Raw genomic sequence first — 25658 nt, forward strand, 5'->3', positions numbered from 1 at the left:
GATAGCCTCCATTTCAACAGGAGGAGAGTTTCATGCGCACACAGGTTGTGATTGTCGGCGGTGGCCCGTCGGGGATGCTTTTAGGGCAGCTCTTACACCTCAATGGCATTGACACCATCGTGCTGGAACGCCGCACCAAAGCGCATGTGCTGAGCCGTATTCGGGCCGGCATTCTCGAACAGGGTATGGTCGAACTGATGCACAAGGCGGGCGTCGGTGCGCGGCTGGAGCGTGAGAGCTTTCACCACGAAGGCACGCAAATCTCTCACAATGATCGGATGTTCGGCATCAATTTCGAGCAGCTGATCGGCAAATCGGTGATCCTCTACGGCCAGACCGAGGTCACCCGCGACCTCTATGAGGCGCGCGAGAAGGTCGGCGCACAGACGATCTTTGACGTGGCGGATGCCGCCATCCACGACGCGGACACCGATGCACCCTATGTGACCTTCCACAAGGACGGGCGGGAACAGCGTATTGATTGTGATTTCATCGCAGGTTGTGACGGGTTCCATGGCGTCAGCCGCCGCACCATTCCGGCCTCCGTGCGCACCGAATATGAAAAAGTCTATCCCTTCGGCTGGCTCGGCATCCTCTCAGAAACCCCGCCAGTGAACGACGAGCTGATCTATGCCAATTCCGAGGACGGCTTTGCGCTCTGTTCGATGCGCAATGCCAACCTCAGCCGCTATTACGTGCAGTGTTCTCTGGGTGATGACGTCGGCGACTGGACCGACACGCGGTTCTGGGACACGCTGCGCCGCCGCCTGCCCGCCGAGGTCGCCGAGGCGCTGGTGACAGGTCCCTCAATCGAGAAATCTATCGCGCCGCTGCGGTCGTTTGTGAGCGAGCCGATGCGCTGGGGGCGGTTGTTCCTCTGCGGGGATGCCGCCCATATCGTACCGCCCACCGGGGCGAAGGGTCTGAACACCGCCGCCTCTGACGTGCATTACCTCTATACTGGGCTGCTGCGGTTCTATCAGGACAAGGACAGCGAAGGGCTTGATCGCTATTCCGAAAAAGCGCTTGCGCGCGTCTGGAAGGCGGAGCGGTTCAGCTGGTGGATGACTTCGCTGCTGCATCGGTTCCCGGATCAAAGCCCGTTTGATGTAAAAATGCAGGCAGCAGAACTGGCCTTCCTGCGTGACAACGAGGATGCGCAGCGGGTGTTGGCGACTAATTACGTCGGGTTGCCCTACTGATGCAGGCGGCGCGACTGACACATGCCACGCTGCATTGGCGCGCGGATGGCGACCCAAACGGGCCAGCGGTGGTCTTTGCCAACTCGCTGGGCACGGATCTGCGGCTTTGGGATGCGGTGATCGACCGCCTGCCCACGCATCTGCGGCTGATCCGGTATGACAAGCGCGGCCATGGCCTCAGCTCCTGCCCCAAAGGGCCCTATTCCCTCGACGATCTCGCCGAGGATGCGCTGGAGCTGTTGGATCATCTGGGTGTTGAGACTTGTGTTTTTGTCGGCCTGTCCATCGGCGGCATGATCGGCCAGGCGCTGGCGGCCCGCGCGCCGGAGCGGATCTCGGCGCTGGTGCTGTCCAACACCGCCGCAAAAATGGGCGAGGCGCAGATGTGGCAGGACCGGATCGCCGCCATCGAGGCAGGCGGCATTGCGGCCCTGCCGGATGCGGTGATGGAACGCTGGTTCGCGCCGGATTTCTTGAGCACCGACGCCCACATACCGTGGCGGCACATGCTGGAGCGCACGCCGCAGGCCGGCTACGTCGCCTGTTGTCAGGCCATTGCGGGCGCAGACCTCAGCGAGATCACCAAGACCCTGCGTCAACCGACCCTTGGCATCGCGGGCAGTGCGGATGGCGCCAGCCCCGCCGCGCTGGTGGAGGCCACCATCGACCTGATCCCCGACGCCGCATTCACCGTGATCGAGGACACCGGCCATTTGCCCTGTGTCGAGGCGCCCGAGGCCTATGCCGGGGCGCTATTGGAGTTCCTGGAGGAGTTGGGCCATGTCTAAACAGCCCCAAAGCGACCGCTATATCACCGGCATGACCATCCGCCGCAAAATCCTAGGCGATGACCACGTGGACCGGGCCGAGGCGAAGAAAACCGCCTTTGACGCGCCGTTCCAGACGCTGATCACAGAAACCGCCTGGGGCAATGTCTGGGCCAGCGACGGGGTCTCGGACCGTGAACGCTCCATGCTGACGCTGGCGCTTCTGGCCGCGCTTGGCAACTTTGACGAGATCCCCATGCACATCCGCGCCACCGTGCGCACGGGCGCCAGCAAAACCGACGTGCTGGAGGCGTTTCAACATGTGGCAATCTACGCAGGTGTGCCACGCGCTAACCACGCGCTGAAACTGGCCAAGGAGACTTACGCCGAGATGGAACAGGAGGCGGGCGAGAAATGAGCAACGGCTATGTAAACCGCGACCGGCGCTGGCATCCGCCCAGTATCACGCCCGACTACAAGACTTCCGTGGCGCGCGGCCCGCGCCATGCGCCGCTGTCCTTTCCCACCACATTGGTCGAGGAAACCGGGCCGGTCTTTGGCCACGATATGCTGGGCAAACTGGACAACGACCTCATCCTGAACTTTGCCAAGGGGGACGGCATGGCAATCGGCCCGCGCATCATCGTGCATGGGCAAGTGCGCGACGAGTTTGGCCGTGGCGTACCCGGTGCGCTGATTGAGGTCTGGCAGGCCAATGCGGGCGGGCGCTATCGCCACAAGAGGGAAAGCTATCTGGCGCCGCTGGACCCGAATTTCGGCGGCTGCGGGCGCTGCATCAGCGACGCACAGGGTTTTTATGAGTTCCGCACCATCCTGCCCGGCCCCTACCCCTGGCCCAACACGATGAACGATTGGCGCCCGGCGCATATCCATTTTTCCATCTTTGGTGCGGGATTTGCCCAGCGCCTGATCACCCAGATGTATTTCGAGGGCGACCCGCTGATCTGGCACTGCCCCATCGTCGACACCATCCCGACACGCGAGGGGATCGAGAGCCTGGTGGCGGCGCTCGACATGGCGCGCACGGTGCCGATGGATGCGCGGGCCTACAAGTTCGACATCACCCTGCGCGGTCGCCGCCAGACGATGTTTGAAAACCGCATGGAGGGGCTGTGATCATGGTGCAACCGTTGAGCCATCTGAAGGAATCCCCCTCGCAGACTGCCGGGCCTTACGTCCACATCGGCTGCACGCCGAATTTCGCCGAGATCGAAGGCGTCTACCCGCAGGACCTCGGCCATAAGATGATCACCGGGAATGCGCAGGGTCAGCGTATCCGCATCACCGGCCGCGTCATCGACGGCACCGGCACGCCGCTGCGCGATGCGATGATCGAGATCTGGCAGCCGGACGCGGCGGGGCTGTTCAACTCCCCCGCCGAGACGCGCGGCACGGCAGATCCGAACTTCACCGGCTGGGGGCGCTGTGCCTCGGATATGACGACGGGCGAGTTTGCCTTTGACACGGTCAAGCCCGGCGCGGTGCCCTTTGTCGATGGCCGCATGCAGGCGCCGCATGTGACGCTCTGGATCGTGGCGCGGGGCATCAACCTCGGCCTGCACACGCGGATGTATTTCCCCGACGAGGCGGAGGCCAATGCCGCCGACCCGATCCTGAGCCGCATCGAACATCAGACCCGCGTCAAAACCCTGATTGGCGAGGATCAGGGCAACAATCACTACCATTTCGACATTCGCCTTCAGGGGCATAATGAAACCGTGTTTTTCGACATCTGAGGCCAGATCATGAGCAACCCTTGTATCCTTTGCGTCGCGATCACCGGCTCGCTGCCCACCAAGGCCAACAATCCGGCGGTGCCGATCACCGTGTCAGAACAGATCGAGAGCACTCATGAGGCGTTTGAGGCCGGGGCCAGCATCTGCCACGCCCATGTGCGCAATGACGACCAGACGCCCTCCTCCGATCCGGAAAAATTCGCGGCGCTGAAGGAAGGGCTGGAGAAACACTGCCCCGGCATGATTGTCCAGTTTTCCACCGGCGGCAGGTCGGGTGCGGGCAAGACGCGTGGCGGCATGCTGCCATTGCAGCCCGACATGGCCTCCCTGTCGGTGGGGTCGAACAACTTCCCCACCCGCGTCTATGAAAACCCGCCGGATCTGGTCGACTGGCTGGCAGGCGAGATGCGAACGCATCACATCACGCCGGAGGTCGAGGCCTTTGACCTCAGCCATATCCTGCAGGCGATCCGGCTGCATCAGGAGGGTACGCTCTATGGCAAGCTCTATGTGCAATTCGTGATGGGTGTGAAAAACGCGATGCCCGCCGACAAGGAGGTCTTTGATCTCTATGTCGATCTGGTCAAGCGCCGCGCGCCCGGGGCCAATTGGTGTGCCGCCGGAATTGGGGCCAATCAGTTGGTGGTCAACGAATGGGCCATTGCCGCCGGTGGGCATACGCGCACGGGGCTTGAGGACAATGTGCGGCTGGATCGCCAGACGCTCGCACCCTCCAACGCGGCACTGATCCGGCGCGCGGCGGAGCTCTGCGAGAAATACGAACGCCCCGTCGCCACCTGGCAACAGGCGCGCGAGATCCTTGACGTGCCCTTGCGCGGCTGATCTGGTTTCATCATTCCGCCTCAAAGGACCGCCCCACTCGTGAACCCGCTGACCTCGACCAACCCCTACTTTACCGGCCTTTTTGCCGATGATGAGATCACGGATCTGTTCGGTGGTCCTGCGACCGCAGAGGCCTTCCTCGCCTATGAGGTGGCGCTGACCCGCGCGGCGGCAGAGGTCGGGCATATCAAAGCGGAATTTGCGGCGCGGGCAGTGGCTGCGATGGCCGGGTTCGCGCCCGATGTGGTGGCATCGCACGCGGATCTGAAGACAGACGGCATGGCGGTGCCCGGTTATGTGCGGCAACTCAAGGCGCATGTGGGCGCAGAGCTTGCCGCCGCTGTGCACCCCGGTGCCACCAGTCAGGACCTGATCGACACCGCGCTGGTGCTGGCGATCCGTGCGGCAAACGCGATCTACCTGTCCCGGCTGGACGCGTTGAGCGACGCACTGGAGGCGCTGGGGCGGACACAAGGTGAGAACCCTCTGATGGGCCGGACCCGGATGCAGGCGGCATTGCCGATCACTGCCGGGCACCGGATCACCACATGGGCCGCGCCCGTGCAGCGCCACCGAGCACGGCTGGAGGCGCTGCGCCCGGAGGTGGAGCAGTTGCAATTCGGCGGCCCGGTGGGGGATCGCCAGCGCAGCCATCCCCATGGCGACGCCATTGCCCGGCTCATGGCGACCGAATTGGGGCTGACCGCCCCTGCCCGCAGCTGGCACACCGAGCGCGACGGGCTCGCGACATACGCCAGCTGGCTTTCGGCCCTGACCGGCACCCTCGGCAAGATCGGGCAGGACATCTGCCTGATGACACAACAGGGCGTCGATGCGCTGGCGCAGGAGGGCGGCGGCAGCAGCTCTGCTATGGCGCATAAACAGAACCCGGTCACGGCGGAACTGTTGGTGACGCTGGCGCGCTACAACGCAGGCCAACTGCCTCTGATGCATCAGGCGATGGTGCATGAACAGGAACGCTCTGGCGCGATGTGGACGCTGGAATGGATGGTGCTGCCGGCCATGATGACCTGCACCGGCGCGGCGCTGCGTCTGGCCACCGAGCAGATAGAGGCGATTACCCGGATCGGGGACGCCGCCTCCCCCAGCTGACCCGCCGCCCAAAACTTTTTTCAAAAAAATTGCCGCCTGCTGCATCCAAATTCTGCCCTGACGGAGTCTCCCCTCTGACAGCGCACGGATGGTCCGTGCCTCAGTCAAACAGAGAGGAGCTTTTTATGCATTCCCTTAAGACCGCTTTTGTGACCGCATCCATTTTCGCAACAGCCCAGTTTGCGCAGGCGGACGACCATGCCGCCCCGATGGCGATCGGGTTGAGTGGCGACAACATGCTGCATATGATCAATGCCGAAACCGCCAGCGTCACCGGCTCAATGCCCGTCAAGGGCGTCGACAAGCTGCTGGGCATCGACCTGCGCCCGGCCACCGGTCAGCTAATCGGCGTCACATCCACCTTTGACATCGTGGAGATCGACCCCAAGACCGGCGAGGCCACGGTGATTTCCACCATGGACAAGGAACTGCCGATTACCGAGGGCGCACCGGTGATCGTGGACTTCAACCCCAAGGCCAACAAGCTGCGCTTCATGAGCGGCACCACCAACCACCGGGTGGACATCGAAAGCGGTGCCGTGACCGTGGATGGCTCGCTCGCCTTTGAGGAAAAAGACATGCACGCAGGCGAGGCTCCGGCCATCGTCGCGGCGGCCTATATCAACTCCTACGGGCAACCGGATGCGACGGCGATGTACGACATTGATGCTACCATCGTGGCGCTGATCCAGCAGACATCACCCAACGATGGCACGCTGGCGGCAATCGGCAAGCTGGGCATCGAGGGCACCGAGGCCTATGCGTTTGACATTGCAACCGATGCGCAGGGCAATAACACTGCGTGGCTGGCGGCAGGAAGCACACTGAATACGGTGTCTCTCGAAAGCGGCAAGATCCTTGAGAGCTGGGAAATCAAGGGAGCCGATGCGCCATTGCGTGACATTACTTTCATGACCGCGATGTAAAATCACAAGTTGCATATCCTACATAAATTCGTGCTATAGTTGCATTTGTGAGTACGAGTACACCTAGGGCACTTATCGCCTGTAGGACTGTTGCTTCGGGGGCGCAAGGAACCCACTCCCTGCGCCCCCGGCTCTCGATATATAAGAAAAATCATCGCATTGACCGCCAGAGTCCGCAGCAATACGCTTCGTCTGACGATGCCTCCTCTCAGCGATCAAAAACCGGCTTAGAAAGATGGCGTCAGTTTAAGTGCCCATAGGGATGAGGACAGGCGAGTGAGCGAACTGGCAGAGCGGATCAAAGCCTGCGCCGAGGGGGACCGCGCGGCACTCCGCGCGATCATGGACACAGAAGGGTCGCGGCTGCTGGGGATTGCGATCCGGATGCTGCGACGGCGTGATCTGGCAGAGGATGCAGTGCAGGAGTGCTTTGTTTCGCTATGGCGCAAAGCGCATCAGTTTGACGCCAATCGCGGAGCGGCACGGGGGTGGCTGACCACTATTCTGCGCAACCAGTGCCTGACGATGCTGCGTAAGGAGAGCTGGGAGATCGCCGAAGATGCCGAGACGCTAGAGCGTCGGCAAGATGAGGATATCGTGATGGACGCCTATGGCAGGTTGGATGCAAATAGCGATCTGCGCCGTTGTCTGGACCGGCTTGAGCCACCGAAACGGATCGCCATCCTGCAGGCCTATGTGCTCGGGTATACCCACGGCGAGATATCTGGCCGCATTCAGGCGCCGCTCGGATCTGTTAAGGCCTGGGTCCGGCGTGGCCTAATCGCCTTGCGGGAGTGCTTGTCATGAGTGATGAACGATCCCTGAGAGATGTGGCAATGGAAGTTGCGCTTGGTCTTTCAGATGAGGCCGAGACGGCTGAGCTTGAAGCGCGCGCGCTGCACGACCCCGAAGTCGCAACAGCGCTAGAGCAGGCGCGCGCACGGCTTTCAGAGCTGGACGACACCGCCACGCCCGAGGCGTTGCCCGATGACATGTGGGCGCGGATCACAGCCCAGTTGGACGTGGTCCCAACAGCGATTGCCCCCGGCTCCGTACCGCAGTTCGACGCCGAGACCGACACCATCCTGCCCGCAAACGAGCCGCATGCGCCACGCAACTGGTTCATCGCGGCCTGTGCCGGGCTGGCGGCGTCACTTGTGCTGGCTCTGGCTCTTGGATGGTCGGTGATGACACGCCCCGACCCGACGGTGATCGCGGTCTTGATCAACGACACCACTGGCGAGGCCGTCGCCGTGGTCGAGGGCACCGAAGAGAACCTGACCCGCGTAACCCTGCTGGGGCAGACCGCAGTGCCCGAAGGGCAGGTCATGCAGGTCTGGACCAAACCCGAGGACGATGGCCCGCCAGTCTCGCTTGGTCTGCTGACGGACAACCGGGGCACCGCACTGGCAGTAGATGGGTTACCACCGCCGGGACCAGAACAGCTCTATGAGATCACGTTTGAGCAGACGGGCGGCTCTCCCACGGGTCTGCCAACCGGACCGATCCTCGGCAAAGGGCTGGCAAAAGAAGCGCTTTAGGCCGAAACAAAATAGGGGGCGCCGCTTGGCACCCCCTATTGCATCATCCCTGTCAGACGACGGCTATTTCACACGTCAGGCTGCCGCTTTAATCGACTTGTCCTGCTTGGCAGCGACACCTTCGACCAGCACCTTGTGCAACGCACCAATTACCGGTTTCAGGTCTTCGCGCTCTACGATGAACTGAACATCCACATTGCGGGGCCCTTGCGAGGCCCCAAGGCTCGCCAGCCCCACGTCCGCAATCGCCTGAAGACCGCGTGTCAGCACCGACAATCCCTTGAGATCACGCCCAATCGCAGAGGCCATGGACAGCAATCGTGCGGAGATCTCCGCATTCGGGTAGATCTTTGCCAGATCCTTCTCCACCCGTTTCAACACCGTCAGCGAAGTGTCGAGGTAATGGGTGATCGTGTTGGCGTTCGAGGTTTTGGAAACGATACGCACATCGTGACGGGTCAGCACCTCAAGGATCGCGGCATCATAGCCCTTCACCCCGACCATATCCTGCTCGAAGACCTCCAGCGCGATGATATCCAGCCCGGTGATCATCTCGACTGCTGGGGTATCTGCGGGCTTGTCGTCGATCAATGTACCCGGATCTTCGGGTTCAAAGGCGTTGGTCACCCGCAGAGGCACATCGGCCTGCCGCAGGGTCTTGGCCGCCTTGGGGTGGATCGCCTCCATACCCATGTTCGACATCTGATCCGCCACATCGTAATTGGTGTGGCCGAGCTTTTGCGCAACGCCCTCGCCCACCAGTTTAGGGTCGGCGGAGGAGAGGTGGAACTCCTTGTGGATGATCGCCTCGCTGGCGCCGGTGAGGGCGGCCAGACAGGAGAACGTCACCTCGGAATAGCCACGGTCAAACTCGCGCATCAGACCTTCGGCGCATTGCGCATAGCCGGTGACGATGGGCATCTCGGTGGCGGGATCGACGTCGTTGAGCGCACCGGAAATGCGTTCCTCCAGCGTCACATCACCTTCGTCACGCCAGCCGGAAAGATCCACAAAGCGGGCATTCACCCCCACGCGCTGCAACAGAAGCGCGGTGACAAATGCGGAATGCGCCTCGCCCAGCCCCGACAGCAGCTCGCGGATTTGCAGCATGTGTTCCGCCAGGCGGAAGTGGCCATAGCTGCACAGGCGCTGCAGATCGATCAGGCAGTTACGAGCACCTTCGATACGTTCGGAGACAAAAGCATCTGCCTGCGCCACATCACCGGCATTGTCGAGCACCGCCTCATGGGCTTTGCGCATCTCGTCGCCGACGCGGCTCAGGGCCTCGTGCCAGCCATGGTCGGATTCGGCGTCGGCAAACCGGGCATAGACGCCCGGCTCACCGGTTTTCTTGTGTTCGAGCAGCAGGTTGGTGATGCCACCAAAGGCGGAGACCACAAAGACGCGACCATAAAGATCATCCGCCTTGCGCCCGCCGGTAAACAGCGTGTCCACCAGCTCGTTCACGCGGGACATCGAGGTCCCGCCAATTTTTTCAACAGTATGTGTCATGCGTCACCTGTTTCTCAGGCCAGCTCCTCCGCAGGAGCATAAGAGCCGTCCTCGCGATGGACTTCGGTGCCGGTCACCGGCGGATTGAAGCAGCATGCCATATGCAGTTCTTCCTCGGCCCGCAGGATGTGCTTGTCATGCAGGTTCAGCGCATACATGACGCCGGGCTTGATCTCATGGGTCTCGCCAGTGGCGATATCGGTGATCGAGCCCTTGCCTTTCATGCAGTACACACTTTCGAAGTGGTGCTTGTAGTGGAACTGATGCTCCGAACCCGCTTCCAGCACGGTGATGTGGAAGGAGAACCCCATTCCGTCATCGGCCAGCAGCATGCGGGTGGAGGTCCAGCGCGCATCAGAGACGGAGCGGTCGGTGTTTTTCAGTTCGTTGAAATCGCGTACGATCATGGGTCTTGGTCTCCGGTCTTCAGATTATTGCGCGGCAATTTTGGTTTTGGCGGCCACTTCGCGGGCGGCGGTGCTGAGAATGGCGAAGCCTTCGCAGAACAGCTGCTCGGAGGTGGTGAGCGGTGCGAGGATCTTGACGACCTCGTCATTCGGACCGGAGGTTTCCACCACCAGACCCAGCTCATAGGCGCGCGCACAGATGTCGCCAGCCAGATCGCCGCATCTGACATCCACCCCCTGCATCAGGCCACGGCCCTTGAGGTAGGCGCCGGGGATGTGGCCTGCCACTTCTTGCAGGGCGCTCGTAACCAGCTCAGACTTGCGTGCGAGCTCTGTTTTAAAGGCATCATCTGCCCAGAACTTCTCGATCGCCACGCGGGCAGTCACAAAAGCATGGGTGTTGCCACGGAAGGTGCCGTTGTGCTCGGCAGGGCCAAAGACGTCATGCTCCGGGCGCACCAGAACCAGTGCCATTGGCAGGCCAAAGCCGGAGAGCGATTTCGCCATGGTGACGATATCGGGTTTCACACCCATTTCCTCGAAGGAGAAGAAGGTGCCGGTCCGACCGCACCCTGCCTGAATGTCGTCGATGATCAGCAGCGCGCCGTGATCGTGGGCGATGGTTTCAAGCTTTTTCACAAACTCGGCGGAGGCCGCGTTGAGGCCACCCTCGCCCTGAACGGTTTCCAGCATGATCGCCGCCGGGGCGTCGATACCGCCAGATGGATCGGAGAGCATCTTGTCCAGCAGCGCGGCACTGTCGAGACCGTCCACATAGGCATCAAAGGGCACCCGGGTCACGCCGGACTTGTCCATGCCGGCGCCACCGCGGTGGTAGCTGTTGCCGGTCGCCGCCAGCGCCCCCATGGTCACACCGTGGAAGCCGTTGGTGAAGGAAATCACATTGGTGCGGCCGGTGACCTTGCGGGCGATCTTCATCGCGGCTTCGACGGCGTTGGCGCCGGTCGGGCCGGTGAACATCACCTTGTGATCCATGCCGCGCGGCGTGAGGATCAGGTCATTGAAGCTGTGCAGGAAGGCTTCCTTGGCCTCGGTATGAAAGTCGAGACCATGGGTGATGCCGTCCTTCAGAATGTGCTCGACCAGCGCATCCTTCATGTCGGGGTCATTGTGGCCGTAGTTCAGCGAGGAACAGCCCGCCAGAAAGTCGATGTAGCGGGTGCCGTCTTCGGTGAACAGCTCGGAGCCGCGTGCGGTATCGAAGGACGCGGTGAAGGAACGGCAGTAGGAACGCGCATTGCTTTCGCGGCGCGTGTAGATAGACGTATTGGTTTCCATGTCTTTGGGCATGGGGGAATCCTTTTCGGATAAGATAAATTCTGGATGAGGGGGAGGCGTTCAGGCCGCGCGCTTCAGGACCTTGGCATCACTGTCAAGCGTGATGGTCACCATATGCTCGGTGTCATGCGCGCCGTCGAAATGGGCCTCTTTCTCGAAATGCGGCTCGTCGCTCAGCTCGCCGCCGATATCGCGGGCAAAGCTGCGGAAGAGGCCCCAAGAGGCCGCATTGTCTTTGGTGATGGTTGTTTTCAGCACGGACGCGTCAGAAATGCCGTCGCGCGCGATCAGCGCCTTCAGCATCTTCTTGCCCAGTCCCATGCCGCGCGCGGCTTCACCCACCGCGACCTGCCAGACGAAGAACGCATCATCGCCCGGGATCATGTGGCCGGAAATCCAGCCGACGATTTCGCCATCAAGCTCCGCCACCACGCAGGTGTCGCGGAAGTGATCCGCCTGGATCAAGTTGGCATACATGGAGTTGCGGTCGAGCGGCTCGCAGGCCTTGACCAGCTCCCAGATTTCGGCCCCGTCCGTCGCGTTTGGCTTGCGCAGGCGGGGCTGGCAAGTTCGGGGGCTATCAGTCTCAGTCTGCAAGATGTCTTTAGGCATCGCTCACCGTCTCCATTTTCGTTCGCCTTTCTAAATATAGCGAAGATGTAAAAACTTCAAGAACCTCAGTAATTTTATTCCCCAATGTGATTATTACCTGATTTTAAAGAGAAATACTGTTTAGCAAGGCAAATTATGCTGCAAAAAACTTGCTTCGTCACAAAGAAACACCTCGACAATACTTAGTGTATTGAAGGAATTCGCCATCCGTGACATTTTAGAGCGCTATGAATGACCGCCCGCGTAACAGAACTGACGAAAGCCTGATTGCACTCAGACGTATTCTGCGTGCAACGGAGCTTTATTCCCGCAATCTGGCGCAGGCCTCGGGTCTGACGCCAGCGCAGTTGCGCGTGCTGCAATTGCTTGCAACCAGCGGAGGCAGCGCCACCCCCAAAGAGCTGGCGCAGACCATGGGTGTGGCTCAGGCTACGGTGACTGCTCTTGTCGATAAAATCGTCTCACGCGGGATGGCGACACGCATGCGCTCTGAGGCGGATCGTCGACAAACCAATGTCGTGCTGGAACCTGCGGGGCGCGAGGCCGTCAAAGCGGCACCGGACGCGCTGCAGCAGCGCTATGTGTGCGCCTTCGAACAGCTGAAAGACTGGGAGCAGGCTCAGCTGCTTGCCTCGCTCGAACGTGTCGCCGCGATGCTGAATGCGGACGATATGGATGCTGCGCCGGTACTGACCACAGGCGACATCAAGGGCGTCGGCCGTCCGAGCTGAGCCACCTGTTGCTATTCAAACCAGTGATTTGAAGCGCGCATCCAGATCGACAAAGTAGCGCAACCAAACACGAGGATCGCATTCACGTTCCGCGTTGGTGCGGGCACGCGCTGCTCTCTCTCGCGCGCCAACAGGGTCGCCCGCTGTTTCACGCAAGGCCTGCGCCATATCAGCGGCCTCCTGCGGTTGCACCATCAAGGCCGTCTGCCCATCGACATAATCCGCCACCCCCACTGAACGTGTGACCACCAAAGGCACACCAAGCCTTTGCGCACCTACCATCGTCACATGCCCATTGGGGGTATGATCTGAGCGCAAGGCGATCGCCATCCCGCGGGACTGTTTGGCAATTGCCCATGTTACAGGAGCAGGCAAGTTGGTGAAGATCTTCACATTGTCGGGAAATGAAATGCTTTCGACGCTGGCAGGACGCGCCACGATCGCCAAGCGTAACTCTGGCGCCATACGCATCGCGTCGGCGAGGACGCGGTAATCCCGCCCCTCTCCGCCGATAGCGCAAAGATAGGGGCGCTCAAACGGCCTCGGTTGATCTTCCGCGACCTCGGGCACCTCCATCGCCCACGGCAAGAAAGTGAAGCGTTCAGGCGGCAAATCAAACAGCTCAGCGTAGAGCCGGACTTCATACCGCGAAAAGACCGTGAACTCCTGCACAGCCTTGAAATGGCGGCGCGACAGATCAAGGCGGCGGCCCGTGGGCAAATGGGTGTAGTTGAAAGCAAAAGCAATATGAGGGCAGTTCGGAGCGATCACACGCGCCATGGCTGCTGTCGCCAGTGTCACGTTCGGCAAATGCGACACCAGCACCGCGCTTTTTCTCTGACGCGCAGCCCGCACCGCAGACAGGCAGGCCCGATACCGCCCCAGAGCTGGGCGCGTGATGCGCCGCTCTAACATGTTGCGGGGACGCCCGTAGTGCATGTCCCAAGTCAGTTCAGGCGAGGTGTTGTAGGGTTCCAGAAAGCGCCAGTCACGATCTGCGAGATCGGAAATATTGATATAGTGCATCTCTCATCCCATTGGCGTCGGACCCGCAATCAACGGCGCTCTGTTGCCGAGACTGCCTGACCCCGCAACTGAAGACAATGGGTGCGCAAGAGGTTGAAATTCGATTCGTTCGTGCAGGATCGACTGAACAAAAGGTCAGAACACATCAACCCTGAGGACAATCACACCAATATGAGGTGATTGTTCCTGTGAATTGGTGCTAATTTGAGCTAAATTCGGCTCAAGCTTAACTGAATTTTGACATTGTTAGAGGTCAGCGAGAAGCTGCTGACATCAAACAAACAGCTTTGCAGCTGCTGCGGAACGGGGGTGGGGACTCCTGTCGCGATGCGGCCAGTGGCGTTGCAGGGCAACTAGTCGGGTTGTGGGGAACCGTGTCAGCAATTGCGCTTAAAGTGATTGCGGCAAGCTGTGGCTTGTCGCCTGCCAGCATCGTACCGTTTGGCATCAAAGGGGCTTCAGAGTGAGCCGCTTTGCATTCCATTACGAAAAGCTCGCCGTAAAGGCAGATGCGCATAAGGTTTTTGATGACCCGCGCAGGCTGCGCTTTCGTCGTGTACGTGCCATCGTGGCCCTCAGCATGCTCTGTTTGATGGCGTGGCTTTATCTGTTTCTGAACGGCACGTTTTCTTGGCAAACCGCTTGGGATGAAATCACAGGAAGCTGGTCTGAACAGCAAGCGCTTGCGCTGCCTGCAACAGATCCCGTGACACAGACCGACGATATACGTCTGGCGTCATTGATGCCCGTGTTGCCTCCGAAACCCTCCTGCGAGGCCCCCAGTCAGCCGTTTTTTGCGGCCATGGCAGGCCCTGCTGCGCCTGTGGTCTATGGCCATATCCCATCTGATAGTGATTGGGGTCAGTTGTCCCTGACCGAGAGCTGCAATCAGTTGGGCGTCCTTGTTCCCGACTGGCTTCGCATTGAGGCAACGGCCAGTGGTGCCAAAGTCTTGATGGAAACAGAGGAAAGTCGCGCGCCCGTCATGGAGTACCGCAGCAAGTCCGGCAATGCGCCCGACCTGATGCCCAAGATTGAGCTGGATACCGGCGAGGACAAAGCCGCCTTCATCAGCGTAATCAGCAGCAAAGCTGTCGCCCAGCGCACCACCACACAGGTGATAGAACATCTGCGTCCGCTCTACCCGCAAGGTGCGTGCCTCAGCATTCCCGGTCTGGAAACCTCTGACCTTCCGGCGCTTCAGCCTTTCTTTCAGACACTGAGCTCAGGATTGAATGCCGAAGGCATGGCCTCCTGCATCGTTCTGAGCGGCACATCCTCCGCGTGGAAGTCAAAGGAGACCACCGCGCTTTTTGATAAAGTGATCCTGAAGCTCTTCCTAGATCCATGGGTTGGCACTGCCCCGTCACCGCTCGCCGCTGATGTCTGGTTTGAAGAAACCGCAAAATCCGCGGCAGAGCAGATTGGCAAAGACAAGCTCGTCGTAGCGCTTGGGAATTTTGCGGTGGAGTGGACTTCTGGCAAGCCTTTGCCCGATGTGCTGCCTTATGCAGCCGCCATGGAACGCATCGCAGATGCCGGGACGAAAGTCCGGTTCAGTGCCAAAACCTCTGGCAGCCTTGCGTCCTACCGCGATGCTGAGGGGCGCAGCCGCAAGATTTGGATGCAGGATGCCGCAAGTCTGATCAATCAGATGGCGATTTTGCGCGATCTTGGCATCACCAACAGCGGGATTTGGTCGCTGGGCCTCGAAGATCCCGGCATCTGGACCGTGCTGCGCAATCGCAACCTCAGCACGCAGACACTGAGCGCAGAACTGGCACTGGTAAAGCTCGACAACTACGTCAATTATTCTGGCGAGGGGGCGCTGTTGCGACTAACCCACCGTCAGTCCCCCGGCATCCGTCAATTGAACTTTGACACAGAAACCGGGCGCGTAATCGGGCAAACCTACGATCTGCTTCCCCGCCCCTATTCGCTTGAGCGTTACGGCAAACCCGCAGGTCGCAAGGTGGTGCTCACTTTTGATGACGGCCCGCATCCGGTTTACTCCGAACAGATCCTCGACATCCTGAAAGAGACCGAGACGCCTGCGACATTCTTTGTCACCGGCAGAAGTGTCATGGACGCGCCTGCGGTCTTGAACCGCATGATCGATGAAGGGCACGAAATCGGTGCGCATACCTTCTCCCATCCGCGCATGGATCAGGTGTCCAAAACCCGCGCAACGCTTGAATATTCCATGCTGGACAAGGTCGTGGCGGGTGCCGCGGGTCGTCAAATGACGCTCTATCGTGAACCGTTTCAACGCAGCGGCGGCCCGGTCACCGCGGATCGTGTCGCAGCGCTGGAAATCGCGTGGGATCGCGGCATGCAGGTCGTGGGCATGGACGTCGTGCCCCACGACTGGACGGGCTGGAGTGGCCGCGAGATCGCCGACTTTGCGATCAAGGAAGTCGAACGCGGCGCTGGCAACGTCATCCTGTTGCACGACGGCGGTGAAGACCGGACTGCATCGGTGGAAGCGACACGTTTGATCATCTCAGAACTTGGCGCCTTGGGCTATGAATTCACAACCGTTGCTGATCTGACAGGTAGCACGCGCGCCGCGCTGATGCCGGTTGCCGAAGGCGGCTATCAAACCTTTGACCGTGTCTCGTTCTCTTTGGTTGCATGGGGGCAGGATGCCATCGTGACCCTCTTCTGGCTCGCACTGGCTATCGGCGTGATCCGCTCGCTCGCCATCTTGCTTCTTGCTCTGCTCAACTGGCGGGGCCATCGCACCGTCTCCCTCACCAATCCTAAGGTTGCGGTGATCATCCCCGCACATAACGAGGAAAAAGTGATCCGCAGCTGCATCCAAAGTGTGCGGGCGAGCGACTACAAGAACATTGAGATCATCGTCGTGGATGATGGGTCCAGCGACAACACGTTGAACGAAGTCTTTGCATTCTCGCACAATCAAGAAGTGCGCGTTATCTCGCAGCCCAATCAGGGCAAATGGAGCGCCTTGAACCGTGCCCTCCTCAATACTTCAGCCGATATCGTGGTCTGTATCGATGCCGATACTCAGGTCGAGAAGAGTGCGATCAGTCATATGGTCAGACATTTTGACAACCCCAAGATCGGCGCGGTTGCGGGCAAAATCATGGCAGGTAACAAAGTCAACCTGCTGACCCGCCTGCAGGCCCTTGAATATACCACGGCGCAAAACGTCGAACGCAAAGCCTTTGACCTCATCAACGGCATGCTCGTGGTGCCGGGTGCCTTGGGTGCATGGCGTGTGGCTGCGCTTCGCAAAACGGGGCACTTCAGCGACGAAACAATGACCGAAGATACCGATTTGACCATTCAGGTCAATCGAGCCGGCTACCGCATTATCTACGAGGCAAATGCGCGCGGCTATACCGAGGTCCCCGAGCGGATCGGGCAACTTTTAAAACAACGTCTGCGTTGGTCCTTTGGCATGTTCCAAAGCGCATGGAAGCACAAGAAAGCAGTGTTCGAGGGGCGCTCTGTCGGGCTTGTCTCCATTCCCGACATGTTTATCTTTGGCTACCTCTTCCCACTGCTTGCTCCGATTGCTGATCTCTTTGTCGCGCTTTTGCTATACCGTTTGGTCAGCGGTGGCTGGGATGACAGCGCCGCAAGTTCGCAGGATATGCAGTATCTTCTGGCCTATCTCACATTGCCTGCGCTGGAGTTCCTGATCGCGGCCTTTGCCCTTGCACGGGACAAAGATGAAAGCATGTGGTCGCTGTTGCTGTTCCCGATCCAGCGGGTGTTTTACCGCCCGATCCTTTACTATTCCGTCATTCGCGCCATCCTGCGTGCACTCACCGGTCGTCTGTTCAGCTGGGGCACTCAAAAACGGCTGGGGCGTGATTATAGTTTGGCGACGAGCGGCACATGAAACGCAGAACCTTCCTCAAAGCTCTCGGTGTCGGCGCTGCGTTGATCCCGGTAAAAACCTTTGCCGCTGACTTTATCGGCGCAGTGACTCCGCAAACCTATCCGGTGATCACGGGAATAGACACGTCAACCTCCGTGCCACATCTGATTGCCGTGCTTGATACCCTGTGGGAGCGCAATATCCCTGTGACCTGTGTGGTCTCGCCGTTCGATGCCGAAGGTCAGGTGCTGTCACCCCAACACCCTGTAGCGCGTGTGCTCGCGGGATATCTACTGGGCGGCAGCGGCATTGAGGTGGCACCGTTTCAGGCCGATTTGGCAACCCTATCCCAGCATTTTCAGGCGCGCGCTGCACATAACGTGCTCAACGCGCTTCGTGAAATGTTGAACCCGGTAGAAAGAACACTCGGAATCCCCATCCGAGTTCAGACCCTGGCCTGTCACGACGTGACGCGCCCCGCCTCCCCCACGGCGGTGCGCTCGGCCGGGGTCTTCAATATTCTGAGCCTCCCTCAGAAAACCGCAGCCGTCGTTTCTGAAACATGGGAAAACGGTGTTGCGCGGCTGTTTGGCGGCACGCTTGTGGACTTGACCAACCCAGTCACGCCCGCAGCTGACGCGCGCACGCCAACACAGAACGTGGCCTATCTGTCGGCCAATGCGTTCTCAGATTTCTCGGTCGAAGATCTGACAGCAGCGGCAGAGCAGTTTGCCGAAAGCCTCGTGCAGCAAGAGGTTGACGGCAGCGCCTCATTGTTACCTGTGTCTGACCTGCAGTTGCGCGATGCTTATGATTTCAAACGCAATCTTTGCCTCCACCTTATGGAGGGGGCGAGTGAAACTCTGTCTGATACTCCATCGGCCCTCGCTAGCCTTCTAGACCGGCTCAAATTACCCTATTCGTCAGGCGTGGACGCAGCCCTTGAAGACGAACTAGCGATCTGGGTGCCGACCGAGATGCCAACGTCCGAAGATGATGCAAACCCTCAGCCGCACACAATTGAGATCACAGGGGTGTCCGCCAATGGCACTCCCACCATTAGTACCACCCGTCCCCTGAGTGCAGGCATCGCGGTTCGCCTGAGCGCAGGGGCTACAGCGCGGCGCGGCATCGGTGAAGACGGCGTTTTAACGCTCAGCCGTCGCAATTTAACCCGCCCCATCACCGCCGAAAGCTTGCAATCCGATTTTGCGGGGCTGCAGGATATGGTGATCGTCTTGCGTGACGGTGATTTCACCGATGATGTCACCCTCACATTGCTGGAACGGCAACTCATCAACACCCTTCGCGCACCTGTCACGCAGTTCACAACGCTTACCCGCCAAATTGAGCATCTGGTCCCAAACGGCCCGCTGCCATATCGCTATCGCCGTGTTGCAGCCGCGCAGCCAGAGCTGATCTCTCAGCGCGAGAAGCTGCCAGATCAACAACGTGCGGAGCTAATGGAAGATGCACGCGCAGCATGGCGTTATCTGGAGCGGTTCACACATCCTAAAACGGGTCTTTGCCCTTCGACGGTAGACTCGTCTCCGGGTGGGCGGCTGCATGAAGCCGTCACCATGTGGGATGTCGGCAGTCAAGTTAACGGGCTTGTTGCGGCGAAACAAATTGGCCTGCTCGACGAAAAAGGTTTCGAGACCGCGATTAAGAAGATTCTACCCAATATCACGGGTCGCGTCTCGCAAGACCGTCGCCTGCCGCAAGGCTGGATTCGCACCGATCGCGCACGTTGGGGCAATAAAAACTTTGACGGCAGTGACGCAGGGCGTCTCCTCGCTTCACTCGACAACCTGCGCCGCCATAGTGGCTTTGGCGAACAGTTGGTGGAGCTTGTTGGATCATACGACCTCGATAAGATTATCATCGACGGCGAAATCCACTCTGTAACCGAAGGTGAGCTACATAGCTCTTACGTCTCACACAGCGCGCATTACTCGGCGTTGGCCTTTCGGCGCTGGGGCCATGCCGCCCGCTCCCCTTACGAGGTCTATGCAGGTAAATCTGAACCCGACGGACAGATGGCCCTGCTCGAAGCGGTGGCACGGATTGGCCCAATCGGGGCCGAGCCGCTGCTGTTGGAAGGGCTGGAGTTGGGCATGTCGCGCCAGAGCGCTTATCTTGCGGATGTATTGTTCACCACCCAACTTGAGGACTTTCGCGAAACCGGCCGCCTGATCTGCGTCTCCGAAGGGCCGATCGATACCAGCCCGTGGTTCCTCTATCAAGGGCTGCAACTGGATGCCGAGACCCGCACATGGGCGATGGATACGGTTGGCAGTGAACCCGAATATCGCACGCCAGAGTTCCGGGATGAATATCTCGCGGTGAGCAGCAAAGCCGCCTATCTTTGGTCGGCAATGCAGCCCCATTCCTATTCGGACACTTTGCGCGAATACGTCCGCAACACCGCCAAGACCGAGAACGGCTTTTCCTCAAGCATATTTGTGAAATCCGGGCGCCCTACACGAGACTACACCGACCTCAATACCAACAGCATCATCTTGCAAGCAATCGCGCATCAGCTGGAAACCTCCGGCTGACGCGCGACGCTGAGCACCATATCAGAAGGTGCGGCATCCGGTTGCCGCAATTTCGCCGGGCGTAACCGGGTATCCCGGACGTGGGTTCAGGACCACCGATTGAATGCCCGTAATATGGCGCATGCAGGCATCGACCGAAGCCTCATCCATACGGCGACCACCGACATAGATGTCGATCCAGTCATGCCCGCGATGCCCAGTGTGACAGGGCCCATCCTGAGGGCGCGGACCGTCGCCACACATATCCTCGACGATTGCGTATTTCTGCAGTTTCTCGATATAAAAACGCGTTCCGGGTCGGTAGTCCATCACGCTACGCCCGCCTGTTTTCTTGTGGCCGACAGCAAGCGTGATAGGGTCTTCATAGGTTCCGACTCCACCAGCGGTGCGGTGAATCACAGGCCGGGCAATCTGAGCCGATCCACGCGGCGTATTATCCCACCAGCTATAGCCAGTCAGAAATACGTTCATGCTTTGTTCTTGATCAGGCGCGATTGCAACACGGGTCAGGCCAGACAAGTCATTGTCTACATTAAGCCGTGTGCTCACACTGCTGAATTCATTGTAGTCGGTGCGCACATTGTCACCACATGCGGAAAGGGAAATCGTTAACGCGGCTGCCGCGACAGCCTTGAGAGATACACTTGTCATGAGACCATCCTACTGAACAGAAACACTCCGGCTGCAGTGAGATCCTCACACCGAAGTTACCTCAGAAGGTGGGTCATAGGTGTTGACGAAACCCTAACAAATACGCCCCTAACAAATTGAAAAGATTATAAATATTTCCATTAATTTAGTTCAAATTTGAACAGTCTGCTTGGCTTCCAATATGCTGCGGCCTTATGCAAGACGAGCTGCGTGGAGCGCGTTCACCTGAACAACCTCACACCCCGCATCCGCACATTTGTCCAATACCTCTTTGGAAAACGCAGCCGCCGACACCACCACATCGTAGTCCCAAAGCACATGCTTACGGCAGGGCAACTCTCGGCCCAGTTTGGCCTGATCCACCACCAGAACCTTGCGCACAGCACAGCCTGCAACCGCCACCCGTGCTGCGATCTCATCGGTGTTGTAGTCTAAAACCTCGCCAGCCAGAGAGATGCCTCCACAGCTGAAAATCGCAATGTCGACCAGATAGTCAGCAAAGAAATCCCGGCTCGCGGTTCCGATCAAATCCAGATCCCGCAATCGCACCGCTCCTCCGGCAAGTGATACCGAGGCTCCCTCGGCGCCTTGCATGGCAATCACCGCATGGATGTTGTTGGTTGCAACGAACAAATCCTTACAGGTGGCCGCCAAAATCCGCGCACAGGCTTCGACTGTCGTACCAGTGCCCAGCGCCACGCGGCTGCCGTCGCCAACAAGCGATTTAACCGCAATGGCGATTTGCTGTTTCTCGCTGCGCGCAACAGACATTCTGGGCGCATAGCCAATGTTCTCAGACTGTTGCCGAAGCCGGGCATTGCCGTGGCGGCGCTGAACAAGTGCGGCCTCATCAAGCTCTCGCAAATCGGTTCGGATGGTCTGAACCGATACCCCCAGCCGCGTGGCCAGATCCGTCGCGGACATCTCGCCTTGCTCGCACAGCAGCCTGATGATCGCATCACGACGCCGGTTTAGCTCGCCTCTTCGCATTCGCTTTCCTTTGAAAGTGAACTTCAACGCGTCAGCAGTAACAACTACGGACGCGGCCGGGCAAGATAATATTAGATTTAGGAAACTGTCACAAAACCGTTTCAGACTCAGGCGATACGGGCGGCGTCATAACTTTCGAACGAAAGCTAAACGGAGATCCCGGATGAAACCCCTTCTGCCCGCTGCCCTTCTCGCTCTGACCGCCTCGGCCTCCTTTGCCGAGACGCTGACCCTCTATACATCGCAACCCAATGCCGATGCGCAAATGACCGTCGATGCCTTTATGGAGGCCAATCCTGACATCGAGGTGGAGTGGGTTCGCGACGGCACCACCAAACTGATGGCGCGCCTTATGGCCGAGATCGAAGCTGGGAACCCGCAGCCTGACGTTCTGCTGATCGCAGACACCGTAACCCTTGAGGGTATGGCCCAGAACGGTCAGTTGCAGGCCTATAACTCCCCCGAAGCCGACGCCTTCGATCCCGCACTTTATTCGCCGGATGGCTATTACTATTCGACCAAGTTGATCACCACTGGCATCGTGTACAACACCGGCGCCGAGATGCAGCCAAGCTCTTGGGCCGATCTCGCCGATCCGGCGCTGAAGGGTCAGATCGCCATGCCTTCGCCGCTTTACTCCGGTGCTGCCCTTATTCACCTTGCCACCCTGACCGGTGACAAAGACCTGGGCTGGGATTACTACACCAACCTCGCCACCAACGACGCCCGCGCCCAAGGTGGCAACGGCGGGACATTCAAGGCCGTCGCTTCGGGTGAGAAACCCTACGGTGTCGTTGTCGATTTCCTCGCCATCCGCAACAAGGCTGACGGCTCTCCGGTTGAGTTCGTGTTCCCCAAAGAGGGCGTCTCTTATGTGACTGAGCCGGTTGCAATCCTTGAAAGCGCCAAAAACGTGGATGCTGCGCAGAAATTCGTTGATTTCGTACTGTCCCAAAAGGGTCAGGATCTGGTTCTGGACATGGGCTATATCCCGGCCCGCAATGACATGGATGTTCCCGCAGGTTTCCCGGCGCGTGCAGATATCAAGCTGATGTCCTTTGATCCCGCTCAGGCGCTGGCAGATGCCGATGCCAACAAAGCGAAATTTGCAGAGCTTTTTGGCGCGGAATGAGCCTCGTCGCCACAAACTCCAGCAGCAGCCGGTCCGAGGGCCGGCTGCTGTCGCTCATTCTTGCTGTGGCGGTGCTGATCACACTCGCACCCGTCGCACGGCTGTTTTTTGAAGGCATCACGGCAGGCGGCGACCTCAATCTCGGGTTCTTTACCGAGGTTCTTGCCAAACCTGCGACCCTCTCTGCCCTGCGCCATTCGCTGATCACGGCAGGTTTCGGTACAGTGATTTCGGTGTTGATCGGCGGCACTTTCGCCTTTCTCGTGGCGCTCACGGATCTACGCCGTAAGGGCGCGCTGGTCTTTTGCCTGATGATACCGATGATGATCCCGCCGCAGATCACAGCCCTGTCTTGGACGCAGATCATGGGGCCTTCATCAGTGTTCCTGAAGACCCTCGGCCTTGCGCCACCGCTTGGCGCACCGCAGCCTTTATACTCTGCCGGGGGCATCATTCTGCTCTTGGGCATTCAGCACACTTCGATCATTTTCCTCACCCTGCGCGCTGGTCTGCGCGCGATCCCTCAGGAAGTTGTCGAAGCGGCTCGCATCTCTGGCGCAAGCGGTCTGCGTATCTGGGGGCAAATCGTATTGCCATTGACCTTGCCGAGCCTCTTGGCGGGCATCGCGATCACGTTTGTAACTGCATTGGGAAATTTCGGCATTCCTGCCATGCTGGGCATCCCCGCTGGTTATGCCACCCTGCCGACGCTGATTTATCAACGGCTTGCAGGCATGGGCACAACTGTGCTGGCCGAAGTTGCGGTGCTTGCGATCCTGATTGGCGTGGTCGCCATCTGCGGCATCTTGCTCCAACGATTTTTCCAACAGCGCCAACGCGTGCATCTGGTGGGCAGCACTGGCCGCCCTCTTTCGATCCCGTTGGGGCGCGCCAGACTGCCGGTTGAAATCGCGCTTTGGACAGTGATTGCTGCCATTTTGGTACTGCCTATGGCCGGACTGCTGGCGACGTCTCTGGTGCCTGCGTATGGTGTGCCGCTCAGGTTTGATACCATCTCACTTGATGGCTGGCATGAGGCGCTTTTCCGTCAGCCCGTCACACGGCGCGCCTTCCTCAACTCCTTTGTGCTCTCGGTGAGTGCGGCAGCGCTACTGATGGCGCTTTGCCTGCCGCTTGCGTGGCTAATGGATCGCCAAAAGACGCCGCTGGGCCGGGTCTTTGATAGCCTGTTAGACCTGCCATATGCCCTGCCCGGCGTGGTACTGGCGATCGCGATGATCTTGCTGTTGATCAATCTGCCTTTCACTGAGCTCACACTCTACGGCACCATCTGGATCATTTTCCTTGCCTATCTGGCGCGCTTCTTTGCAGTCATGTTCCGCCCCGTGCAATCGAGTTTGCGCCAGCTTGACCCCGCCATGGATGAGGCCGCGCAATCGGTTGGGGCATCGCTGTCACGACGGCTCAAGGACATTATCCTGCCACTGTCCGCACCTTCCGCGGCAGCAGGGGCGATCCTCGTTTTCCTCACCGCGTTCAACGAACTGACCGTGTCTGCCCTCTTGTGGTCATCGGGCACAGAGACGCTCGGTGTGGTGATCTTCAATCTCGACGACAGCGGCGAGACGGTGATGGCCTCCGCCGTCGCCATGACCATCGTCTTTGTCGTGATGTTCCTGATGGCGGTGATCCAAGCAACCTCCCGCCGCCTGCCCAAAGGAGTAGTGCCATGGCAGAGCTGACCCTGTCCCATGTGGCCAAGCATTTCGGTGATGCTGCCGCGCTCAAATCCGTCTCCACCACCGTACGCGATGGCGAATTTCTGGCGCTGCTTGGACCGTCAGGCTGTGGCAAGTCGACCCTGCTGCGTCTATTGGCGGGTTTCGAGCAACCAACAGAAGGCCGCATCCACATTGGCCAACGCGAGGTTGCCAATGCCGCCAGCCGCCTCAACGTGCCACCCGAGGATCGCAATATTGGCTTTGTGTTCCAATCCTACGCGCTCTGGCCTCATATGAACGTGCGCCGCAATGTGGGGTATCCGCTGGAAATCCGCAAACTGTCCAAAGCAGATCGTGACGCCCGTATCGACGCCGCGCTTAGTGCCACGGAACTCACCCCCTATGGGGACCGCATGCCTTCTGATCTCTCTGGCGGGCAGCGTCAGCGGGTGGCGTTGGCCCGGTGCCTCGTTTCTGATCCAACGGCCGTCCTGCTGGACGAGCCACTCGCAAATCTCGACGTGGCTTTGCGTGCATCTATGCAAGAGGTGTTCAGCGATTTTCACCGTCGGACCAGTGCCACTATGGTCTATGTCACCCATGATCAGGCCGAGGCAATGGCCATGGCCGACCGCATCGCGGTGATGAACCAAGGTGTGATCGTACAACTTGATACGCCCGAAGCACTCTATGCCCGCCCGCGCAGCCGATTTGTTGCCGAGTTCATTGGCGAGGGCGCAGTGGTACCATTGACCGGTGCGGCCCATAGTGACGCAGGTGCAGAGGCCACGTTGCTCGGCACGCGCCTGCGGGTGGAAACGGACGCAGAGCACCCGGCTCTCGCCTGCCTGCGCCCGGAAAACCTGCGCATTACGGAAACCGGCGATATCCGCGCGCGTGTCGACCGCGTCACCTACCTTGGGGGTCGCTATCGCCTCGATCTCACCGCATCGAGTGGAGACGCGCTGGTCACTCAATCCGCCACACGGCTCCAACCCGGCGACCAAATCGGCCTCGCGCTTAGCGCGCCTTGGGTCTTTGCCGCCGCCTGAC

23 protein-coding genes are annotated in these 25658 nt (G+C 59.5%); 16 read left to right on the plus strand and 7 right to left on the minus strand.

The window, feature by feature from the left end:
- Positions 1-32 precede the first annotated feature (32 nt).
- The 10 genes from pobA to QNI81_RS10215 all read left to right on the plus strand — a co-directional run bounded on the left by pobA (position 33) and on the right by QNI81_RS10215 (position 8149).
- The gene (gene pobA, locus QNI81_RS10170) at positions 33-1202 is read left to right on the plus strand and encodes a 4-hydroxybenzoate 3-monooxygenase (RefSeq protein ID WP_283966425.1); all 1170 of its coding nucleotides are present in this window, start codon (positions 33-35) and stop codon (positions 1200-1202) included.
- Complete coding sequence (gene pcaD, locus QNI81_RS10175; RefSeq protein WP_283966426.1) at positions 1202-1990, plus strand: 3-oxoadipate enol-lactonase; 789 nt, start codon at positions 1202-1204, stop codon at positions 1988-1990. Before pobA ends, pcaD begins: the two co-directional genes overlap by 1 nt.
- A complete protein-coding gene (gene pcaC / locus QNI81_RS10180; protein WP_283966427.1) occupies positions 1983-2387 on the plus strand; it encodes a 4-carboxymuconolactone decarboxylase in 405 nt (134 codons plus the stop codon). Before pcaD ends, pcaC begins: the two co-directional genes overlap by 8 nt.
- A complete protein-coding gene (pcaH, locus tag QNI81_RS10185; RefSeq protein ID WP_283966428.1) occupies positions 2384-3106 on the plus strand; it encodes a protocatechuate 3,4-dioxygenase subunit beta in 723 nt (240 codons plus the stop codon). The genes pcaC and pcaH overlap by 4 nt, the downstream gene beginning before the upstream one ends.
- A gap of 2 nt (positions 3107-3108) precedes the next feature.
- Positions 3109-3726 carry a protocatechuate 3,4-dioxygenase subunit alpha gene (pcaG, locus tag QNI81_RS10190; protein ID WP_283966429.1) on the plus strand — a complete coding sequence of 206 codons (618 nt, stop codon included), beginning with the start codon at positions 3109-3111 and terminating at the stop codon, positions 3724-3726.
- Between the two features lie 9 nt (positions 3727-3735).
- Positions 3736-4569 (plus strand): 3-oxoadipate:acetyl-CoA acetyltransferase, encoded by an 834-nt coding sequence (locus QNI81_RS10195; protein WP_283966430.1) that lies wholly within the window; start codon positions 3736-3738, stop codon positions 4567-4569.
- 39 nt (positions 4570-4608) lie between these two features.
- The gene (locus tag QNI81_RS10200; RefSeq protein ID WP_283966431.1) at positions 4609-5682 is read left to right on the plus strand and encodes a 3-carboxy-cis,cis-muconate cycloisomerase; all 1074 of its coding nucleotides are present in this window, start codon (positions 4609-4611) and stop codon (positions 5680-5682) included.
- Positions 5683-5807: 125 nt separating this feature from the next.
- Positions 5808-6608: a DUF4394 domain-containing protein gene (locus QNI81_RS10205; RefSeq protein WP_283966432.1), complete on the plus strand. Its 801-nt coding sequence runs from the start codon at positions 5808-5810 to the stop codon at positions 6606-6608.
- Between the two features lie 276 nt (positions 6609-6884).
- On the plus strand, positions 6885-7415 hold the full coding sequence (locus QNI81_RS10210; protein ID WP_065330980.1) for a sigma-70 family RNA polymerase sigma factor: 531 nt from the start codon (positions 6885-6887) through the stop codon (positions 7413-7415).
- The gene (locus tag QNI81_RS10215; RefSeq protein WP_065330981.1) at positions 7412-8149 is read left to right on the plus strand and encodes an anti-sigma factor; all 738 of its coding nucleotides are present in this window, start codon (positions 7412-7414) and stop codon (positions 8147-8149) included. Before QNI81_RS10210 ends, QNI81_RS10215 begins: the two co-directional genes overlap by 4 nt.
- A gap of 75 nt (positions 8150-8224) precedes the next feature.
- Here the strand turns inward: QNI81_RS10215 and QNI81_RS10220 are convergent, their stop codons facing one another.
- The 4 genes from QNI81_RS10220 to ectA are packed head-to-tail and all read right to left on the minus strand — an operon-like array spanning position 8225 to position 11979.
- Positions 8225-9661: an aspartate kinase gene (locus tag QNI81_RS10220; RefSeq protein ID WP_165810042.1), complete on the minus strand. Its 1437-nt coding sequence runs from the start codon at positions 9659-9661 to the stop codon at positions 8225-8227.
- A gap of 14 nt (positions 9662-9675) precedes the next feature.
- Entirely contained in the window at positions 9676-10068 is a 393-nt protein-coding gene (locus tag QNI81_RS10225) for an ectoine synthase (protein ID WP_005620964.1), read from the minus strand.
- 24 nt (positions 10069-10092) lie between these two features.
- Positions 10093-11379: a diaminobutyrate--2-oxoglutarate transaminase gene (gene ectB, locus QNI81_RS10230; RefSeq protein ID WP_283966433.1), complete on the minus strand. Its 1287-nt coding sequence runs from the start codon at positions 11377-11379 to the stop codon at positions 10093-10095.
- A gap of 48 nt (positions 11380-11427) precedes the next feature.
- Complete coding sequence (gene ectA, locus QNI81_RS10235; protein WP_065334593.1) at positions 11428-11979, minus strand: diaminobutyrate acetyltransferase; 552 nt, start codon at positions 11977-11979, stop codon at positions 11428-11430.
- 227 nt (positions 11980-12206) lie between these two features.
- On the opposite strand from ectA, the gene QNI81_RS10240 reads away from it, so the two are divergent.
- Positions 12207-12710 carry a MarR family winged helix-turn-helix transcriptional regulator gene (locus tag QNI81_RS10240; RefSeq protein ID WP_283966434.1) on the plus strand — a complete coding sequence of 168 codons (504 nt, stop codon included), beginning with the start codon at positions 12207-12209 and terminating at the stop codon, positions 12708-12710.
- Positions 12711-12725: 15 nt separating this feature from the next.
- Here QNI81_RS10240 and QNI81_RS10245 read toward each other — a convergent pair whose 3' ends face one another.
- The gene (locus QNI81_RS10245; protein ID WP_283966435.1) at positions 12726-13736 is read right to left on the minus strand and encodes a glycosyltransferase family protein; all 1011 of its coding nucleotides are present in this window, start codon (positions 13734-13736) and stop codon (positions 12726-12728) included.
- 463 nt (positions 13737-14199) lie between these two features.
- On the opposite strand from QNI81_RS10245, the gene QNI81_RS10250 reads away from it, so the two are divergent.
- Together QNI81_RS10250 and QNI81_RS10255 are read left to right on the plus strand one after the other, a co-directional pair.
- Entirely contained in the window at positions 14200-17610 is a 3411-nt protein-coding gene (locus QNI81_RS10250) for a trifunctional glycoside hydrolase family 18/polysaccharide deacetylase/glycosyltransferase family 2 protein (protein ID WP_283966436.1), read from the plus strand.
- On the plus strand, positions 17607-20150 hold the full coding sequence (locus QNI81_RS10255; RefSeq protein WP_283966437.1) for a DUF3131 domain-containing protein: 2544 nt from the start codon (positions 17607-17609) through the stop codon (positions 20148-20150). The genes QNI81_RS10250 and QNI81_RS10255 overlap by 4 nt, the downstream gene beginning before the upstream one ends.
- A gap of 21 nt (positions 20151-20171) precedes the next feature.
- Here the strand turns inward: QNI81_RS10255 and QNI81_RS10260 are convergent, their stop codons facing one another.
- Together QNI81_RS10260 and QNI81_RS10265 are read right to left on the minus strand one after the other, a co-directional pair.
- Complete coding sequence (locus QNI81_RS10260; RefSeq protein ID WP_168621342.1) at positions 20172-20621, minus strand: hypothetical protein; 450 nt, start codon at positions 20619-20621, stop codon at positions 20172-20174.
- Positions 20622-20993: 372 nt separating this feature from the next.
- Entirely contained in the window at positions 20994-21791 is a 798-nt protein-coding gene (locus QNI81_RS10265) for a DeoR/GlpR family DNA-binding transcription regulator (RefSeq protein WP_065331275.1), read from the minus strand.
- A gap of 163 nt (positions 21792-21954) precedes the next feature.
- Here QNI81_RS10265 and QNI81_RS10270 point away from each other — a divergent pair, with 163 nt between their 5' ends.
- From QNI81_RS10270 to QNI81_RS10280, 3 genes are read left to right on the plus strand one after another with little or no spacing between them, the layout of a single operon-like run.
- A complete protein-coding gene (locus tag QNI81_RS10270; protein ID WP_283966438.1) occupies positions 21955-22923 on the plus strand; it encodes an ABC transporter substrate-binding protein in 969 nt (322 codons plus the stop codon).
- Positions 22920-24626, plus strand: coding sequence for an ABC transporter permease (locus tag QNI81_RS10275; RefSeq protein WP_283966439.1), 1707 nt, complete (start codon positions 22920-22922; stop codon positions 24624-24626). The genes QNI81_RS10270 and QNI81_RS10275 overlap by 4 nt, the downstream gene beginning before the upstream one ends.
- The gene (locus QNI81_RS10280; protein WP_283966440.1) at positions 24614-25657 is read left to right on the plus strand and encodes an ABC transporter ATP-binding protein; all 1044 of its coding nucleotides are present in this window, start codon (positions 24614-24616) and stop codon (positions 25655-25657) included. Before QNI81_RS10275 ends, QNI81_RS10280 begins: the two co-directional genes overlap by 13 nt.
- Position 25658 lies beyond the last annotated feature (1 nt).

Origin of the sequence: Tritonibacter sp. AK171 (genome assembly GCF_030127025.1) — a bacterium.
Classification (GTDB): Bacteria; Pseudomonadota; Alphaproteobacteria; order Rhodobacterales; family Rhodobacteraceae; genus Epibacterium; species Epibacterium mobile.

Bases quoted from the DNA above. Each gene is read 5' to 3' on its own strand.
- pobA (WP_283966425.1), top strand. From the start codon at position 33: ATGCGCACACAGGTTGTGATTGTCGGCGGTGGCCCGTCGGGGATGCTT.
- pcaD (WP_283966426.1), top strand. From the start codon at position 1,202: ATGCAGGCGGCGCGACTGACACATGCCACGCTGCATTGGCGCGCGGAT.
- pcaC (WP_283966427.1), top strand. From the start codon at position 1,983: ATGTCTAAACAGCCCCAAAGCGACCGCTATATCACCGGCATGACCATC.
- pcaH (WP_283966428.1), top strand. From the start codon at position 2,384: ATGAGCAACGGCTATGTAAACCGCGACCGGCGCTGGCATCCGCCCAGT.
- pcaG (WP_283966429.1), top strand. From the start codon at position 3,109: ATGGTGCAACCGTTGAGCCATCTGAAGGAATCCCCCTCGCAGACTGCC.
- QNI81_RS10195 (WP_283966430.1), top strand. From the start codon at position 3,736: ATGAGCAACCCTTGTATCCTTTGCGTCGCGATCACCGGCTCGCTGCCC.
- QNI81_RS10205 (WP_283966432.1), top strand. From the start codon at position 5,808: ATGCATTCCCTTAAGACCGCTTTTGTGACCGCATCCATTTTCGCAACA.
- QNI81_RS10215 (WP_065330981.1), top strand. From the start codon at position 7,412: ATGAGTGATGAACGATCCCTGAGAGATGTGGCAATGGAAGTTGCGCTT.
- QNI81_RS10220 (WP_165810042.1), bottom strand. From the start codon at position 9,661: ATGACACATACTGTTGAAAAAATTGGCGGGACCTCGATGTCCCGCGTG.
- QNI81_RS10225 (WP_005620964.1), bottom strand. From the start codon at position 10,068: ATGATCGTACGCGATTTCAACGAACTGAAAAACACCGACCGCTCCGTC.
- ectB (WP_283966433.1), bottom strand. From the start codon at position 11,379: ATGCCCAAAGACATGGAAACCAATACGTCTATCTACACGCGCCGCGAA.
- ectA (WP_065334593.1), bottom strand. From the start codon at position 11,979: ATGCCTAAAGACATCTTGCAGACTGAGACTGATAGCCCCCGAACTTGC.
- QNI81_RS10240 (WP_283966434.1), top strand. From the start codon at position 12,207: ATGAATGACCGCCCGCGTAACAGAACTGACGAAAGCCTGATTGCACTC.
- QNI81_RS10245 (WP_283966435.1), bottom strand. From the start codon at position 13,736: ATGCACTATATCAATATTTCCGATCTCGCAGATCGTGACTGGCGCTTT.
- QNI81_RS10255 (WP_283966437.1), top strand. From the start codon at position 17,607: ATGAAACGCAGAACCTTCCTCAAAGCTCTCGGTGTCGGCGCTGCGTTG.
- QNI81_RS10260 (WP_168621342.1), bottom strand. From the start codon at position 20,621: ATGAACGTATTTCTGACTGGCTATAGCTGGTGGGATAATACGCCGCGT.
- QNI81_RS10265 (WP_065331275.1), bottom strand. From the start codon at position 21,791: ATGCGAAGAGGCGAGCTAAACCGGCGTCGTGATGCGATCATCAGGCTG.
- QNI81_RS10270 (WP_283966438.1), top strand. From the start codon at position 21,955: ATGAAACCCCTTCTGCCCGCTGCCCTTCTCGCTCTGACCGCCTCGGCC.
- QNI81_RS10275 (WP_283966439.1), top strand. From the start codon at position 22,920: ATGAGCCTCGTCGCCACAAACTCCAGCAGCAGCCGGTCCGAGGGCCGG.
- QNI81_RS10280 (WP_283966440.1), top strand. From the start codon at position 24,614: ATGGCAGAGCTGACCCTGTCCCATGTGGCCAAGCATTTCGGTGATGCT.